Source organism: Rhizobium ruizarguesonis, assembly GCF_017357285.1.
GTDB lineage: Bacteria > Pseudomonadota > Alphaproteobacteria > Rhizobiales > Rhizobiaceae > Rhizobium > Rhizobium ruizarguesonis.
Genome location: NZ_CP071678.1, coordinates 4,687,798 through 4,702,329 on the forward strand (window position 1 = coordinate 4,687,798; position 14,532 = coordinate 4,702,329).

The following is a 14,532-nucleotide window of genomic DNA, read 5'->3' on the forward strand; positions in this document are numbered from 1 at the left end:
GACAAAGGCTTGGCCGGCATTAGCAATTCCATAACTGTTCCTGCTCCAAATTGGCGGACTTGAAGGCAAAATCAAGGCCCGCAACGTGAACGAACTGCTTGTTATCGCCGATCAGCGCCTGATGGCGGAACGGGCCGCGTGGCTCGAAAACCTCGCCGGGGAGCGCCGTCTTTCCGAGCACACGCTCGACGCCTACGAGCGCGATACCCGCCAGTTTCTGACCTTTCTGACCGGCCATCTCGCCGGCCCGGCGACGCTCCGCGATATCAGGGAATTGCGCCCCGCCGACTTCCGCGCCTTCCTCGCGGCCCGGCGCAAGCAGGGCTCCGGCGCCCGATCGCTCGGCCGCAATCTCGCCGGTCTTCGCTCGCTGCTGCGCCATCTCGAAAAGAAGGGCCTGGTCAATGCCGCCGGGGCTGCCGCGGTGCGCTCGCCGAAACAGCCGAAATCGCTGCCCAAGCCGTTGTCGGACACCCAGGCGATCACCGTCGTCAGCGATGAGGCCCAGCTCCACGACGAACCCTGGATTGCGGCGCGCGACGCGGCTGTCATGACGCTGCTCTACGGCTGTGGCCTGCGCATCTCCGAAGCACTGGATCTTACTCCCGCCGACCTGCAGAAGCGCGCGACGACTCTGCGCATCACCGGCAAGGGCAACAAGACGCGGCTAGTGCCGCTGCTCTCCGTGGTTTTCGACGCCGTCGAGAAATACCGCACGCTCTGCCCATATCATCTCGAAAGCGGCGAGCCGCTGTTTCGCGGCGCTCGCGGCGGCAAGCTGCAAGCGGCGATCATCCAGCGCACCATGCAGAAGATGCGCAGCGCCTTCGGCCTGCCGGAAACGGCGACACCGCATGCACTGCGCCACTCCTTCGCCACCCATCTGCTTGCCGGCGGCGGTGATCTGCGCACCATCCAGGAATTGCTCGGCCATGCCAGCCTTTCCACAACACAGGTCTATACCGGCGTCGATGCATCGCGGCTGCTCGAGGTGTATGATCGGGCCCATCCGCGAGCGTAATGGATGTCGCCCAAAAGTGCGCAGCGGTTTTGGGGCAACGACATGCATAAACGATAGGCTTAAAGCGCATCGCATGGATGCGATTGAATGTGAGGCGCTTTAAGCTCTCGTTAAGGCCTTCTCTTAAAGGAATATGCGCAAGCCGGGCGTAGAGCATGAAATGCACAAGGCATGTAATCGGAACACCCATCATGACCACATCAATCGGCCGCCGGACGTCTTACCTCGCAGTGCCGGCCAATCTGTTGCTCTGGCTAATCGCGGCCTTTCACATGCTGCTTCTTGCCGCCCTGTTTGCCGCCTTCCTGACGGCAAGACCGGCAGCGGCCGAAGATGTCGCCTGCACCGGCCGCAACCTGATGGTCGAGCTGCAGCAGAACGACCCTGCCCGCTATGCCGAGGCGCTCAAGGAAGCTGACGCCACGCCGAACGGCAAGGGCATCTTCTGGAAGATCGAGAAGCCGGGACTTGCACCCTCGTGGCTGCTCGGCAGCATGCATGTCACCGATCCGCGCGTGCTGGCCCTGCCGCCGCGCGCCCAGGCAGCCCACGATGCCGCCGACACGATCATCATCGAATCCGACGAGATCCTCGATGAGCGGAAAGCGACCGCCGCCCTGCTTGCAAAGCCGGAACTGACGATGTTCACCGACGGCACGACGATCGACAAGCTGCTTTCTCCCGAGGACTACAAGCGTCTCGAAACCGGCCTCAAGCAGCGCGGTATCCCGATCAGCGCCGTTTCCCGGATGCGGCCCTGGATGATTTCCAGCGCCGTCGCCCTGCCGGCCTGCGAAATCGCCCGCAAGGCAAAAGGCGCGCAGTTCCTCGACCAGAAGATCGCCACCGATGCCATTGCTCAGGGCAAACAGGTCAAGGGGCTGGAAACCCTTGCCGAGCAGATCCAGGCCATGGCCGATCTGCCGGTCGAATTCCATCTGAAATCGCTGATCGAGACGCTGGAACTCGGCGACAAGATGAGCGACGTCGTCGAGACGATGACCGACCTCTACCTCTCCGGCGACATCGGCATGACCATGCCGATGCTGAAAACCGTGACACCGGAGGAGGAAGGCGAAAACAGCGATTATGCCGCCTTCGAGCAGCGTGTCATCCTTGACCGCAATAAGGTGATGGCCGAGCGCGCAGCGCCCATCCTAGACAGCGGCAACGTCTTCATGGCCGTCGGGGCCCTGCATCTGCCCGGCAAGGACGGCGTCATCGAACTGCTGCGCCAGCAGGGCTTCACCGTGACAGCTGTAAATTAAGCCTTCAGTGCCAAGATTGACGGATCGGACATGCTTGGCAAAGTCGGCCTTGTGCACCGGATGGGCGGCGTGAAAACAAGCTCTGGTTCGGGAAGCGAATTAATTTCGCCGGAGATGGAAACTATAAATCGGCCCAACTTTTTGCCGCCGCCGCGGAAGCACAAATTGAAAGCTATTCGCAGTTTACGAATGGTCGCGATTCTTGCCGCTTCCAGTATCCCATGCATCGCCACCGCCACCCAGAGTAATCGATTTCCGCTGGGGAAATATTGCGGGGAGCTCCTGTCGAACGGCATCATGGCAGAGGCGCAGACAACGTTCGGTCCGAGTGTCACAGACGGCAAGATAAGCGGAAGCTACGTATTCTTCGAGGAAGGGCAGACTGTCACGGGCTTGCTGGCTGAGCCGAGCGACGACGGTGATGGAAATGATTTAACGCGCAATCTCGTTTGGCAAGACAAGTATGGCCACGGGAATCTGGTTATAACCTTCACATCGGATTTCTCCGAATTCCAAGGAAACTGGAGTGACGGAGGGAAGGCGTCTTTTCCATGGAACGGGATGCGTTGCGAACCAACTATAAGCTAAATCAAACTCCCATTTGTGCCACCTCATCGATTAACGGGCCAAGGCGCATGTGATCGCTTATGCCGGCGGTCAGCCGAGCGTCATGCGGCGCAGAACATTGCTTTTCCAATAGAACTGATGGACGAGGGCGCCGGCGACATGCGCCGCGATCAGCGCCCAGAGAATGATTTTCAGCACATCCGCGTGGAACGAACCGGCGGGATCGATACCGAAATAGTAGGCGGCGATGCCGGAAAGCGGCATCGCGAAGATCAGGATGTAAAGGCCGGCATGGGCAAGCCTCGCTGCAAGACGGAAGATCACCGGCTCCTGCGCGATCTCATCCGGAACGCCCTTGGTAAAACGCAGCCCGAGCCTGAGGACGGCAAGCAGCAGGATGGCGATGCCGACATAGGCATGGATATTCGCCGATGAAATCTGCTCCGGCGTTGGCACCTGGCCCCTGCGCATCAGCCGATGCCAGATATTCATGCCATCGGGAAACAGCAGGTTGAAGAAGATCAGCAGCGCCACGGCCCAATGAAGAAAACGCTGGCTCAGGCTGTAACTCATGATGGACGGCTGCTGCATTTCTGTACCTTCGCGGATGCTGAACTCAACGATACGCAACAATTAAAACAGCCGCCTGCCTTCCGGCAAGCGGCTGTATGCTTTGTTACGAATATGTAAGGTTACATATGGATCGGCTTGAAGAAGGTTGCGAGCGCAGCCTCTTTCACCGCTTCCGACATTGTGGGATGCGCGTGGCAGGTCCGGCCGAGATCTTCCGACGAACCGCCGAACTCCATCAGCACGGCGATCTCGTGGATCATCTCGCCGGCGCCGAAGCCGACGATATGGCCGCCGAGCACCCGGTCGGTTTCCTTGTCGGCAAGGATTTTGACGAAGCCGTCCGTTGCCAGCATCGCGCGCGCCCGGCCGTTCGCCGTGAAGGGAAACTTGCCGACCTTGTAGGCGACGCCTGCCGCCTTCAGCTCTTCCTCGGTCTTGCCGACGGAAGCGATTTCCGGCTGGGTATAGACGACGCTCGGAATGACCTCGTAGTTCACATGGCCATGTTGACCGGCGAGGATTTCGGCAAGCGCCACGCCCTCGTCTTCCGCCTTGTGCGCCAGCATCGGACCCTTGACCACATCGCCGATCGCATAGATGCCGGCGACATTGGTCTTGAAGTGACCGTCGATCTCGACACGACCGCGATTGTCGAGCGTCACACCGGCTTCTTCGAGGCCGAGGCCCGCCGTATAGGGCTTGCGGCCGGTGGCGATCAGCACGACTTCGGCGTCGAGCGTCACCTTGTCGCCGCCCTTGACGGGCTCGAAAGTGACCTTGGCGCCCTTGTCGCCCTTTTCGACGCCGGTAACCTTGGCGCTGAGATTGAAATCGATGCCCTGCTTGGCCAGCATGCGCTGGAATTGCTTGGAGACTTCACCGTCCATGCCGCCAAGGATGGTGTCGAGATATTCGACGACGGTGACTTTGGCGCCGAGGCGCGACCAGACGGAACCGAGCTCGAGCCCGATGACGCCGCCGCCGACGACGATCAGCGTTTCCGGCACCTTCTCCAGCGCGATGCCGCCGGTGGACGAGATGATGGTCTTTTCATCGATTTCGACCTGGACGCCGGGAATGCCGGCGACATCGGAGCCGGTGGCGATGACGATGTTCTTGCCTTCGATCTCCTGCACCTTGCCATCTTCGGCGATGACGGAGACCTTACCGGCCGAGACGATCTTGCCGGTGCCCTGGAAGGTATCGATCTTGTTCTTCTTGAAGAGGAAGGCGACGCCGTCGACATTCGACTTCACCGTCGCATCCTTGTGGGCCATCATATTGCCGAGATTGAGCGTCGGCGCCGGGACATCGATACCGAGCGCGCTCATCCCGTGGCCGGCCTGATGGAACATTTCGGAGGCATGCAGCAGCGCCTTCGACGGAATGCAGCCGACGTTTAGGCAGGTGCCGCCATAGGTCGCCCGCTTTTCAATGACGGCGACCTTGAGGCCAAGCTGGGCCGCCTTGACGGCGCAGACATAGCCGCCCGGGCCGGTTCCGATAATGATCACATCGTAGGACATTGCTTCTTTCCCTTTGATTTTTCGTTTAATCGGCCGCGCGCGATATCTGGCCGTGGAATTCGAGAATGTATTGCAGGCTGTTTTTCGCCCTGTCGTTCTAGCGGCCGCCGCTCACATTGAGGATCGCGCCGGTGATATAGGAAGCCGAAGGTGACAGAAGATAGAGGACCGCATCCGCCACCTCCGCGGGCGTGCCCGCGCGCTGCATCGGGATCGACGGCGCCAGTTCCCGCGGCCGATCCGGCAGGCCGCCGGAGGCATGAAGGTCGGTTTCGATGACGCCGGGCCTTATCGCATTCACGCGGATACCCTCGGCTGCGACCTCGCGCGCCAGCCCGACGGTGAAGGTGTCGATCGCCGCCTTCGAGGCGGCATAATCGACATACTGCGTCGCCGAACCGAGGATCGCCGCCATCGACGAGATGTTGACGATCGCCCCGCCCTGCCCGCCTTGCCGGCTCGACATGCGACGTATGGCCTCTGCGGCGCAGAGTATCGAGCCTGTCACATTGACGCGCAGCATGCGCTCGATCCGCTCCGCCGACATCTCGTCGACGCGCTGGGGATAATCGACGATGCCGGCATTGTTGACGAGCCCGTCGAGCCGGCCGAAATGCCGGTCGACCGTCGTAAACATCGAGACGATATCCGCAGCCTTGCCGACATCCCCCTGGATCGCCACGGCCTCGCCGCCATCCTCGACAATCGCAGCCACGACGGCATCCGCGGCTTGACGGTTGGCGGCGTAGTTCACCGCGACACGCCAGCCCTGGCGCGCCGCGAGCCGTGCAGCCGCGGCGCCGATACCCCGGCTTCCGCCGGTAATGAGAACAACAGGTGTATCGCTCATGTCGCACACTCCTTGAATGTCAGCACGTCCCACGGTGCCACCACGGCCTTGCCCTCGCCCCAGGCGCTGGATTCGCGGATGGCGGGACCAAGGCCGGGAAGCACGAGCTTTTCAGCCGCTTCAGCGCCTTCGGGCTGCAGATTGTCCATCTCGCCCTCGGCATCCATGCCATAGACGGCGCCCTGCCAGACCGTGCAGGCATTGAGATCGGCGCCGGTCGCATCACCCTCGGGGCAGTTGAACATCAGGATGCCGATGGCGCGCACCGGATCTCCCGACGGCATGACATAACCTTCCATCACGACAGGTGTCTTCAGCGCGCTGACCTTGAACTGGTTGCTGGCGGCCGCCGATGGAGAATTCAGCGGTGCAAAGCGCAATTCATAGGCACCATCGCGATCGACATAGACAGCCTGCTCCTGCTTGCATGCGGCACCGAAGGTGGAGGCCGGAACGACGAAAAACGCGGCGGCTGCGATTGCAGCCACGCCTTTCCGTCTCGCCGTGATCCTGATCCTTCCGCTCATTGCAGCTTCGGCTCCCTCCGCCCGTCGGCGTTCTCGACAACGCTGAAATCCGTCAGCAGCACCAGCGCACGGCCATCCCTGTCGAGCCCCCAGAAGGCTGGATAGAAACCGTCGCCCCAGCCGCTCCAGAACACCGCAACATTGCCCTTCTTGTCGGCGACCGGCCGGTGCAGCGCATAGATGTCCTTGTTGGCTTCCAGGTCCGACGCCAGCACGTCGTCGTAATAGTTGACGTCGGAATCCGGTTTCTGCGCCTGCACCTGCTTTTCGCGCTCTCCGATCAGATCAAGCGTATCGGCGTCCATGTAACAGCCGAGGCCGGCATCGACGGGATAACCGAAGATCTCGCCGTCCTTCAGCGTCGCCGGGTCCTGCCCGGGCAGGACCGCAAGCTCCCAACGATCCGGCTTGCCCTCGGCAAACCGCATGCTGGCGGCCGCGACGCGCCCGAAGGCCTGGTAGAGCGTTACCGGATACTCGCCAGGCGCAACCGTTCTTGCGAGTGCTGGACGGTCGGGCTGGGCCAGCGGATCGGCCGCAACGATGCGCCCCGATGTCAGCTCCACATTGCCCATATGGATGACGCCGATCGACCGGCCGGAAAGTTCGGCATCGCTGAGCGCCACCAGGTCGAAATTGCTGCTTGCCTTGCCGATATCCCAGCCCGCAGCCGATGCGGCGGCCGGATTATGCGCGGCGGCAGCGCAAAGAAGAAGGCGCGCCGCTCGCATGATCCGGTTCCGCATCGAAAGCGCTCCCTTAGAGATCGAGAACCAGACGTTCCGGATCTTCCAGGCTTTCCTTGACGCGCACGAGGAAGGTGACCGCTTCCTTGCCGTCGACGATGCGGTGATCGTAGGACAGCGCCAGATACATCATCGGACGGATGACCACCTGGCCGCCGATCGCAACCGGCCGCTCCTGGATCTTGTGCATGCCGAGAATGCCGGACTGCGGCGCGTTGAGGATCGGCGAAGACATCAGCGAACCGTAGACGCCGCCATTGGTGATGGTGAAGGTGCCGCCCTGCATGTCGGCCATGGAGAGCGAGCCATCACGGGCTGCCTTGGCAAGACGGCCGAGTTCCTTCTCGATTTCGGCGATCGACATCTGGTCGGCATCGCGGATGACGGGAACGACGAGGCCTTTGTCCGTTCCGACGGCCATACCGACATGGCAGTAGTTCTTGTAGATGACGTCGGTGCCGTCGATTTCGGCGTTGACGGCCGGCAGTTCCTTCAGCGCATGCGTCACCGCCTTGGTGAAGAAGCCCATGAAGCCGAGCTTGACGCCGTGCTTCTTCTCGAAAATGTCCTTGTACTTGTTGCGCAGGTCCATGACCGCCTTCATGTCCACCTCATTGTAGGTGGTCAGCATGGCGGCGGTGTTCTGCGCATCCTTGAGGCGCTTGGCGATCGTCTGGCGCAGGCGCGTCATCTTCACGCGCTCTTCGCGCGAGGCATCCTCGACCGTCGACGGGCCCCGCACGGCGGCAGGCGTTGCCGCGGGGGCGGCCGCCGGAGCGGAAATGCCCTTGGCGACGGCGGCGATGACGTCGCCCTTCAGCACCTGGCCGCGCTTGCCGCTGCCGTCGACCTGATCGGCGGAAAGGTTGTTTTCGGCAAGCATCTTCGAAGCTGCCGGTGCCGGCGGCATGGTGGAGACGGAGGCGCTCGAGGACGACGCAGCAGCGGCGGCAACTGCCGGCTGGGCCGGAGCAGCAGCGGCCGGTTGGGCGGGAGCCGGAGCAGCAGGCGCGGCGGCCGGTGCAGCAGCAGCAGGCACGGCAGCAGCGGCAGCCCCTTCGGCGATCTGGCCGAGCAGCGCGCCGAGGCCGACGGTCTCGCCGGCAGCAACGACGATTTCCGAAAGCGTGCCGGAGGCGGGTGCTGGAACTTCGATGGTCACCTTGTCGGTTTCAAGCTCGAGAATCGGCTCGTCGGCCTTGATGGCGTCGCCGACCTTCTTGAACCAGGTGCCGACGGTTGCCTCGCTGACGGATTCACCGAGAGTTGGAACGCGGATTTCTGTGGCCATTGTTCAGATCCTGATTTCGTGTGTTTTCGTTTATGCGTTTCAGACGGCAGGCGGCCGCGAGATGATCGAGGGCATCGGCAGGATATCGAAGCGGAAACCGAAACCGGAAGCGATGATCGGATCGCCGTCGGCAAGAACCTGCGCCGCCGCCTGATCCTCGACCTCGACGATCGCCATGCCCCAGGCGCCTTCACCCTCGAAGACGGGGCCGACGATGATCGCCGATCCCGCAAGAGCGTTCCGATGCCAGTATTCGGCATGGCGTTTCATCGCCGCCATTTCCTCCCCGGTCCCGTCATGTGGGAAAGTGGCGCGCGGCGGCTGCAATCTCAGAAAGAAATAAGCCATTGCGCCCCCCTTGTTTTAACCGCCCAATGCATCCTCGAGGAATGCGGCGAGCTGCGACAGATGCTTGGACATCAGGCCCGTCGCCGGCGAGGCGGCGGCCGGACGGCCGGTATAGCGGACGCGCTGGTACTTCGCGTCGATATGGGCGAGCACCCATTCGAGGAAGGGGTCGATGAACGACCATGCGCCCATGTTCTTCGGCTCTTCCTGGCACCAGACCATCTCGGCGTTGCGGAAGCGCGACAGCTCGTTGATCAGCGCCTTTGCCGGGAACGGATAGAGCTGTTCGACACGTAAGAGATAGACGTCGTCGATACCGCGCTTTTCACGCTCTTCGAGAAGATCGTAATAGACCTTGCCGGAGCACATGACGACGCGGCGGATCTTGTTGTCCTTCTGCAGCTTGATCGGGCCGTCCTTGATCACCTCGGCATCGTCCCAGAGCAGGCGATGGAAGGCAGACTCGCCGGCCATTTCGGCAAGCGTCGAGACCGCCCGCTTGTGGCGCAGCAGCGACTTCGGCGTCATCAGGATCAGCGGCTTGCGGAAGTCACGCTTCAGCTGCCGGCGCAGGATATGGAAGTAGTTCGCCGGCGTCGTGACGTTGGCGACCTGCATGTTGTCTTCCGCACAAAGCTGCAGGAAACGCTCGAGGCGGGCCGAGGAGTGTTCGGGACCCTGACCTTCATAGCCGTGCGGCAGCAGGCAGACGAGGCCGGACATGCGCAGCCACTTGCGTTCGCCCGACGAGATGAACTGGTCGAAGACCACCTGCGCGCCGTTAGCGAAATCGCCGAACTGCGCTTCCCAGAGCGTCAGCGCATTCGGGCGGGCGAGCGAATAGCCATATTCGAAACCGAGCACGGCCTCTTCCGAAAGCATCGAATTGATGACTTCGTAGCGCCCCTGCGTCGGTGAAAGATTGGCGAGCGGGATGTAGCGCTCTTCGGTTTCCTGATCGTAGAGAACCGAGTGGCGCTGCGAGAAGGTGCCGCGCTCGCAATCCTGGCCGGACAGACGGATCTTGCTGCCTTCGACGCAGAGCGCGCCGAAGGAGAGCGCTTCGGCCATCGCCCAGTCGATACCCTCGCCGGTGGCGATCATGTTGGCGCGGTTTTCCATGAAGCGCTGGATCGTCCGGTGCGCGTTGAAGCCCGCCGGGATCTCAGAGAGCTTACGGCCGATCTCCTTCAGCGTCTTCATCGGCACTGCGGTCTTGCCGCGGCGCTGCTCGTCGGCATTGTCGGCCGTGCGCAGGCCCGACCACTCGCCGTCCAGCCAGTCGGCCTTGTTCGGCTTGTACTGCTGGCCGGCCTCGAATTCCTGTTCGAGATGGAGGCGCCAGTCGGCCTTCATCTTCTCGACTTCACCTTCGGTGAGCAGGCCCTCGGCGACGAGACGGGCCGCATAGAGCTGCAGCACGGTTTTGTGGGCGCGGATCACCTTGTACATCTTCGGCTGCGTGAAGGACGGTTCGTCGCCTTCATTGTGGCCGTAGCGGCGGTAGCAGAACAGGTCGAGCACCACAGGCTTGTGGAACTTCATGCGGAATTCGGTGGCGATCTTCGCCCCATAGACCACTGCTTCCGGATCGTCGCCGTTGACGTGCAGGATCGGCGCCTCGATCATCTTGGCGACGTCGGACGGATAAGGCGACGAGCGCGAGAAGGCCGGGTTGGTCGTGAAGCCGATCTGGTTGTTGATGATAACATGCATGGTGCCGGCGACGCGGTGACCGCGCAGACCGGAAAGGCCGAGGATTTCGGCAATGACACCCTGGCCGGCAAAGGCCGCATCGCCATGGATCAGCAGCGGCAGCACCTTGGCGCGCTCGGAAAGCGGGATGATGTCGCCTTCCCAGACGGTGGCGTTCATGTCCTGCTTGGCGCGGACCTTGCCCATGACGACGGGATCGACGATTTCGAGATGCGACGGGTTCGCCGTCAGCGAAACGTGGATCTTGTTGCCGTCGAATTCGCGGTCGGAGGAGGCACCGAGATGGTACTTGACGTCGCCTGAGCCCTCGACCTCGTCGGGAGCGGCCGAGCCGCCCTTGAATTCATGGAAGATCGCCCGGTGCGGCTTGCCCATGACCTGAGAGAGCACGTTCAGGCGGCCGCGATGGGCCATGCCGAACACGGCTTCCTTGAGGCCGAGATGGCCGCCCCGCTTGAGGATCTGCTCCAGCGCCGGGATCAGCGATTCGCCGCCGTCGAGGCCGAAACGCTTCGTGCCCTTGAACTTGACGTCGAGGAATTGTTCGTAGCCTTCGGCTTCGACGAGCTTGGCAAGGATCGCCTTTTTGCCTTCCGGCGTGAAGGCCACACCCTTGTCCGGTCCTTCGATGCGCTCCTGAATCCAGGCCTTTTCTTCCGGATTGGAGATATGCATAAATTCGACGCCGAGCGTCGAGCAATAGGTGCGCTCGAGGATTTCGATCATCTCGCGGATGGTCGCGTATTCCAAGCCGAGCACGTTGTCGATGAAGATCTTGCGATCGTAATCTGCGGCCGTGAAACCGTAATTCTCCGCCGACAGCTCGTGATAGTCGTCGACGGGAGCGGCGATGCCGAGCGGGTCGAGCTTGGCATGCAGGTGGCCGCGCATGCGGTAGGCGCGGATCATCATGATGGCGCGCACGGAATCGCGCGTCGCCTGCAGCACCTCGGTGCTGTCGGCAGGCTTGCCCTGAGCTTCGGCCTTGGCCTTGACCTTGGTCTCGATCACCTTCTCGACGATGCCCCAGTCGCCATCGAGAGCCGATACCAGATCGCCGCTTGCCTGAAGCGGCCAGTTCTTCTTGCGCCAGGAAGCGCCCTTGGCCGCTCTCTTCACATCGCTGGGATCCTCCTCCAGCGCCTTGAAAAAGGACCGCCACTGATCGTCGACCGATGCCGGATCTTCTTCGTACCGCGCATAGAGCTGCTCGATATAGGCAGCGTTGGCGCCATCCAGAAACGAGGTGATCTGAAACTGCTCGTTGGCTTCTTGCCGTGCCATCGTGATATGCGGACGCTTCCGTCCGCCTCCTGACTTTGATGAATTTGCCGGCTTGACGGCCGGCTGCCGCATTCCGATTGCCGCCTGTCCGCGGCGCATCTGCTGGTCTCGTGTCGTCGAGGCCGGGCGGAAGGCGCAGATGCCGTTCCTCCGCCCGGTCTATATAGGTGGCTTAGCCCTTGAGGACTTCAACCAGCGTCTTGCCGAGACGGGCCGGAGAGGGCGATACCTTGATGCCCGCCGATTCCATCGCCGCGATCTTCGATTCCGCATCGCCCTTGCCGCCGGAAACCACTGCGCCGGCATGGCCCATGGTGCGACCCTTCGGCGCCGTACGGCCGGCAATGAAGCCAGCCATCGGCTTCTTGCGGCCCTTCTTGGCTTCGTCCTTGAGGAACTGGGCCGCGTCTTCTTCAGCCGCACCACCGATTTCGCCGATCATGATGATCGACTGGGTGGCTTCGTCGGCCAGGAACATTTCCAGGACGTCGATGAACTCGGTGCCCTTGACCGGGTCGCCGCCGATGCCAACGGCCGTCGTCTGGCCGAGACCTTCATTGGAGGTCTGGAACACGGCTTCATAGGTCAGCGTGCCCGAGCGGGAAACGATACCGACCGAACCCTTGCGGAAGATCGAGCCCGGCATGATGCCGATCTTGCATTCTTCCGGCGTCAGGATACCCGGGCAGTTCGGACCGAGCAGGCGCGACTTGGAGCGATCGAGGCGAGCCTTGACCCGCACCATGTCCATGACCGGAATGCCTTCGGTGATGCAGGTAATGAACGGGATCTCGGCGTCGATCGCCTCGATGATCGCGTCGGCGGCTCCTGCCGGCGGAACATAGATGACGGTCGCGTTGGCGCCGGTCTTTTCCTTGCCCTCGGCAACGGTTGCGAAGATCGGCAGGCTTTCGCCCTTCGCGCCGGTCCAGGTTTCGCCACCCTTCTTCGGGTGGATACCACCGACCATCTGGGTGCCGTAGTAAGCGAGCGCCTGTTCGGTGTGGAACGTGCCGGTCTTGCCGGTTAGGCCCTGAACGAGAACCTTGGTGTCTTTGTTGACGAGAATGGACATGCGAGGCCTTTGTTTAGGAGAGGTTGGAAGACGTGGGGGACGCACGACGATAGACGCCGCTGACGACCTCCTGCCAAGTATCGCTGCCTGCAGGCGAAAAGCTGACGCCCATCCGGTAGCAGTCTTCATTTTCAAATGTGAATACGGTGCGCTGGCTGCCGCGCGGCGAAGTCTTCATCAGCACAAGCTCATTGCCGTTCCACTCGCCGGACGCCGGCACGGGCGGCGCAAAACCTGCGGTGTCGAACTGGTAGAGCTTGTAGGTCTTGTCCGAAGCATCGAAGCCGAAAACATTTCGCGCCTCGAACGAAACAGCACCATCGCGCGTCTGGCGATAGCGCTGCTCGAGGAAGAACCCGCCGAACAACGCCTCGCCGGAAAACTCAGCACTGGCCTTGCCTTCACTCGTCCACGCCGACGCCGCGACACGCTCATCCCCTTCCCACACGCCGGCGAAGGCGTTGAGGCGGAAATGAGCAGCGGAGGGCGTGGACTGGAAGGCCATGATCGTTCTCAGCCGTTGATCGCCGCGACGATCTTCTTGGCCGCATCGTCCAAGTCGTCGGCCGCCGTGATCGCCAGACCCGACTCGTTCAGGATCTTCTTGCCGAGCTCGACATTGGTGCCTTCAAGGCGCACGACGAGCGGAACCTTGAGACCGACTTCCTTGACCGCAGCAATGACGCCCTCGGCAATGACATCGCACTTCATGATGCCGCCGAAGATGTTGACGAGAATGCCCTCGACCTTGGGGTCTGCGGTGATGATCTTGAAAGCCGCAGCAACCTTCTCCTTGCCGGCGCCGCCGCCGACGTCACAGAAGTTGGCCGGCTCCTTGCCGTAGAGCTTGATGATGTCCATCGTCGCCATGGCAAGGCCTGCGCCGTTGACCATGCAGCCGATATTGCCGTCGAGCGCGACATAGGCGAGGTCCCACTTCGAGGCCTCGATTTCCTTGGCGTCTTCTTCGGTCTCGTCGCGCAACGTCTTGACGTCGTCGTGACGGAAGAGCGCATTGCCATCGAAAGACATCTTGGCATCGAGGACGCGCAGGTGGCCATCCTTCATGACGATCAGCGGATTGACCTCCAGCAGAGCCATGTCCTTCTCGCCGAAGGCCTTGTAGAGCGTCGGGAAAAGCGTCTTGGCGTCTTCAGCAGCAGCACCATCGAGCTGAAGAGCCTTGGAGATTGCAACAACGTCGGCAGCCGTCACGCCGGCTTCCGGATCGATGGCGATCGTGTGGATCTTCTCGGGCGTGTCGTGGGCGACGGCCTCGATGTCCATGCCACCTTCGGTCGATACGACGAAGGCCACGCGACCGACCGAGCGGTCGACAAGGATCGAGCAATAGAGTTCGCGAGCAATGTCGGCGCCGTCTTCGATATACAGACGGTTGACCTGCTTGCCGGCTTCGCCGGTCTGGGCGGTCACCAGCGTGTTGCCGAGCATTTCCTTGGCGTGGGAAACGACTTCCTCGATCGACTTGGCGAGGCGAACGCCACCCTTCGCGTCAGGGCCGAGCTCCTTGAACTTGCCCTTGCCGCGGCCGCCGGCATGGATCTGGCTCTTGACCACGTAAAGCGGACCGGGAAGCGACTTGGCGGCAGCCTCGGCTTCTTCAACCTTGAGAATAGCCACACCTTCGGCAACCGGCGCGCCATAGCCCTTCAGCAGAGCCTTGGCCTGATATTCATGGATGTTCATGGGTGTATCCCTGTTTCGATTACTTCAGCCCGT

At 61.9% G+C, this 14,532-nt stretch carries 14 protein-coding genes; 3 read left to right on the plus strand and 11 right to left on the minus strand.

From position 1 onward, the window contains the following. The first annotated feature begins 85 nt into the window (after positions 1-85). The 3 genes from J3P73_RS22905 to J3P73_RS22915 all read left to right on the plus strand — a co-directional run bounded on the left by J3P73_RS22905 (position 86) and on the right by J3P73_RS22915 (position 2,877). Positions 86-1,021 carry a tyrosine recombinase XerC gene (locus tag J3P73_RS22905; RefSeq protein ID WP_130675854.1) on the plus strand — a complete coding sequence of 312 codons (936 nt, stop codon included), beginning with the start codon at positions 86-88 and terminating at the stop codon, positions 1,019-1,021. A 191-nt stretch (positions 1,022-1,212) separates the two neighbouring features. Beyond that, positions 1,213-2,289, plus strand: coding sequence for a TraB/GumN family protein (locus J3P73_RS22910; RefSeq protein ID WP_017995369.1), 1,077 nt, complete (start codon positions 1,213-1,215; stop codon positions 2,287-2,289). Positions 2,290-2,319: 30 nt separating this feature from the next. Then, positions 2,320-2,877, plus strand: coding sequence for a hypothetical protein (locus tag J3P73_RS22915; RefSeq protein WP_226532073.1), 558 nt, complete (start codon positions 2,320-2,322; stop codon positions 2,875-2,877). A 69-nt stretch (positions 2,878-2,946) separates the two neighbouring features. Here J3P73_RS22915 and J3P73_RS22920 read toward each other — a convergent pair whose 3' ends face one another. From J3P73_RS22920 to sucC, 11 genes are all read right to left on the minus strand, one after another. Beyond that, on the minus strand, positions 2,947-3,447 hold the full coding sequence (locus J3P73_RS22920) for a cytochrome b (RefSeq protein WP_024320357.1): 501 nt from the start codon (positions 3,445-3,447) through the stop codon (positions 2,947-2,949). 101 nt (positions 3,448-3,548) lie between these two features. Further along, positions 3,549-4,955 carry a dihydrolipoyl dehydrogenase gene (gene lpdA, locus J3P73_RS22925; protein ID WP_024320358.1) on the minus strand — a complete coding sequence of 469 codons (1,407 nt, stop codon included), beginning with the start codon at positions 4,953-4,955 and terminating at the stop codon, positions 3,549-3,551. A gap of 97 nt (positions 4,956-5,052) precedes the next feature. Then, the gene (locus J3P73_RS22930; protein WP_207579705.1) at positions 5,053-5,805 is read right to left on the minus strand and encodes an SDR family oxidoreductase; all 753 of its coding nucleotides are present in this window, start codon (positions 5,803-5,805) and stop codon (positions 5,053-5,055) included. Next, complete coding sequence (locus J3P73_RS22935) at positions 5,802-6,332, minus strand: hypothetical protein (RefSeq protein ID WP_130692922.1); 531 nt, start codon at positions 6,330-6,332, stop codon at positions 5,802-5,804. Before J3P73_RS22935 ends, J3P73_RS22930 begins: the two co-directional genes overlap by 4 nt. Next, positions 6,329-7,078 (minus strand): DUF4241 domain-containing protein, encoded by a 750-nt coding sequence (locus J3P73_RS22940; protein WP_130665206.1) that lies wholly within the window; start codon positions 7,076-7,078, stop codon positions 6,329-6,331. The genes J3P73_RS22935 and J3P73_RS22940 overlap by 4 nt, the downstream gene beginning before the upstream one ends. A 13-nt stretch (positions 7,079-7,091) precedes the next feature. Continuing rightward, positions 7,092-8,369 (minus strand): 2-oxoglutarate dehydrogenase complex dihydrolipoyllysine-residue succinyltransferase, encoded by a 1,278-nt coding sequence (odhB, locus tag J3P73_RS22945; protein WP_018069065.1) that lies wholly within the window; start codon positions 8,367-8,369, stop codon positions 7,092-7,094. A 39-nt stretch (positions 8,370-8,408) separates the two neighbouring features. Continuing rightward, positions 8,409-8,717, minus strand: a complete 309-nt coding sequence (locus tag J3P73_RS22950; protein WP_018069066.1) for a YciI family protein — start codon at positions 8,715-8,717, stop codon at positions 8,409-8,411. Between the two features lie 15 nt (positions 8,718-8,732). Next, positions 8,733-11,717: a 2-oxoglutarate dehydrogenase E1 component gene (locus J3P73_RS22955; protein WP_027689399.1), complete on the minus strand. Its 2,985-nt coding sequence runs from the start codon at positions 11,715-11,717 to the stop codon at positions 8,733-8,735. Positions 11,718-11,889: 172 nt separating this feature from the next. Next, positions 11,890-12,792 carry a succinate--CoA ligase subunit alpha gene (sucD, locus tag J3P73_RS22960; protein WP_011653811.1) on the minus strand — a complete coding sequence of 301 codons (903 nt, stop codon included), beginning with the start codon at positions 12,790-12,792 and terminating at the stop codon, positions 11,890-11,892. A gap of 13 nt (positions 12,793-12,805) precedes the next feature. Then, positions 12,806-13,297, minus strand: a complete 492-nt coding sequence (locus J3P73_RS22965) for a DUF1579 family protein (protein ID WP_018482679.1) — start codon at positions 13,295-13,297, stop codon at positions 12,806-12,808. Positions 13,298-13,305: 8 nt separating this feature from the next. Next, complete coding sequence (gene sucC / locus J3P73_RS22970; RefSeq protein ID WP_017995378.1) at positions 13,306-14,499, minus strand: ADP-forming succinate--CoA ligase subunit beta; 1,194 nt, start codon at positions 14,497-14,499, stop codon at positions 13,306-13,308. Positions 14,500-14,532 lie beyond the last annotated feature (33 nt).

Bases quoted from the DNA above. Each gene is read 5' to 3' on its own strand.
- J3P73_RS22910 (WP_017995369.1), top strand. From the start codon at position 1,213: ATGACCACATCAATCGGCCGCCGGACGTCTTACCTCGCAGTGCCGGCC.
- J3P73_RS22915 (WP_226532073.1), top strand. From the start codon at position 2,320: ATGCTTGGCAAAGTCGGCCTTGTGCACCGGATGGGCGGCGTGAAAACA.
- J3P73_RS22920 (WP_024320357.1), bottom strand. From the start codon at position 3,447: ATGCAGCAGCCGTCCATCATGAGTTACAGCCTGAGCCAGCGTTTTCTT.
- lpdA (WP_024320358.1), bottom strand. From the start codon at position 4,955: ATGTCCTACGATGTGATCATTATCGGAACCGGCCCGGGCGGCTATGTC.
- J3P73_RS22930 (WP_207579705.1), bottom strand. From the start codon at position 5,805: ATGAGCGATACACCTGTTGTTCTCATTACCGGCGGAAGCCGGGGTATC.
- J3P73_RS22935 (WP_130692922.1), bottom strand. From the start codon at position 6,332: ATGAGCGGAAGGATCAGGATCACGGCGAGACGGAAAGGCGTGGCTGCA.
- J3P73_RS22940 (WP_130665206.1), bottom strand. From the start codon at position 7,078: ATGCGGAACCGGATCATGCGAGCGGCGCGCCTTCTTCTTTGCGCTGCC.
- odhB (WP_018069065.1), bottom strand. From the start codon at position 8,369: ATGGCCACAGAAATCCGCGTTCCAACTCTCGGTGAATCCGTCAGCGAG.
- J3P73_RS22950 (WP_018069066.1), bottom strand. From the start codon at position 8,717: ATGGCTTATTTCTTTCTGAGATTGCAGCCGCCGCGCGCCACTTTCCCA.
- J3P73_RS22955 (WP_027689399.1), bottom strand. From the start codon at position 11,717: ATGGCACGGCAAGAAGCCAACGAGCAGTTTCAGATCACCTCGTTTCTG.
- sucD (WP_011653811.1), bottom strand. From the start codon at position 12,792: ATGTCCATTCTCGTCAACAAAGACACCAAGGTTCTCGTTCAGGGCCTA.
- J3P73_RS22965 (WP_018482679.1), bottom strand. From the start codon at position 13,297: ATGGCCTTCCAGTCCACGCCCTCCGCTGCTCATTTCCGCCTCAACGCC.
- sucC (WP_017995378.1), bottom strand. From the start codon at position 14,499: ATGAACATCCATGAATATCAGGCCAAGGCTCTGCTGAAGGGCTATGGC.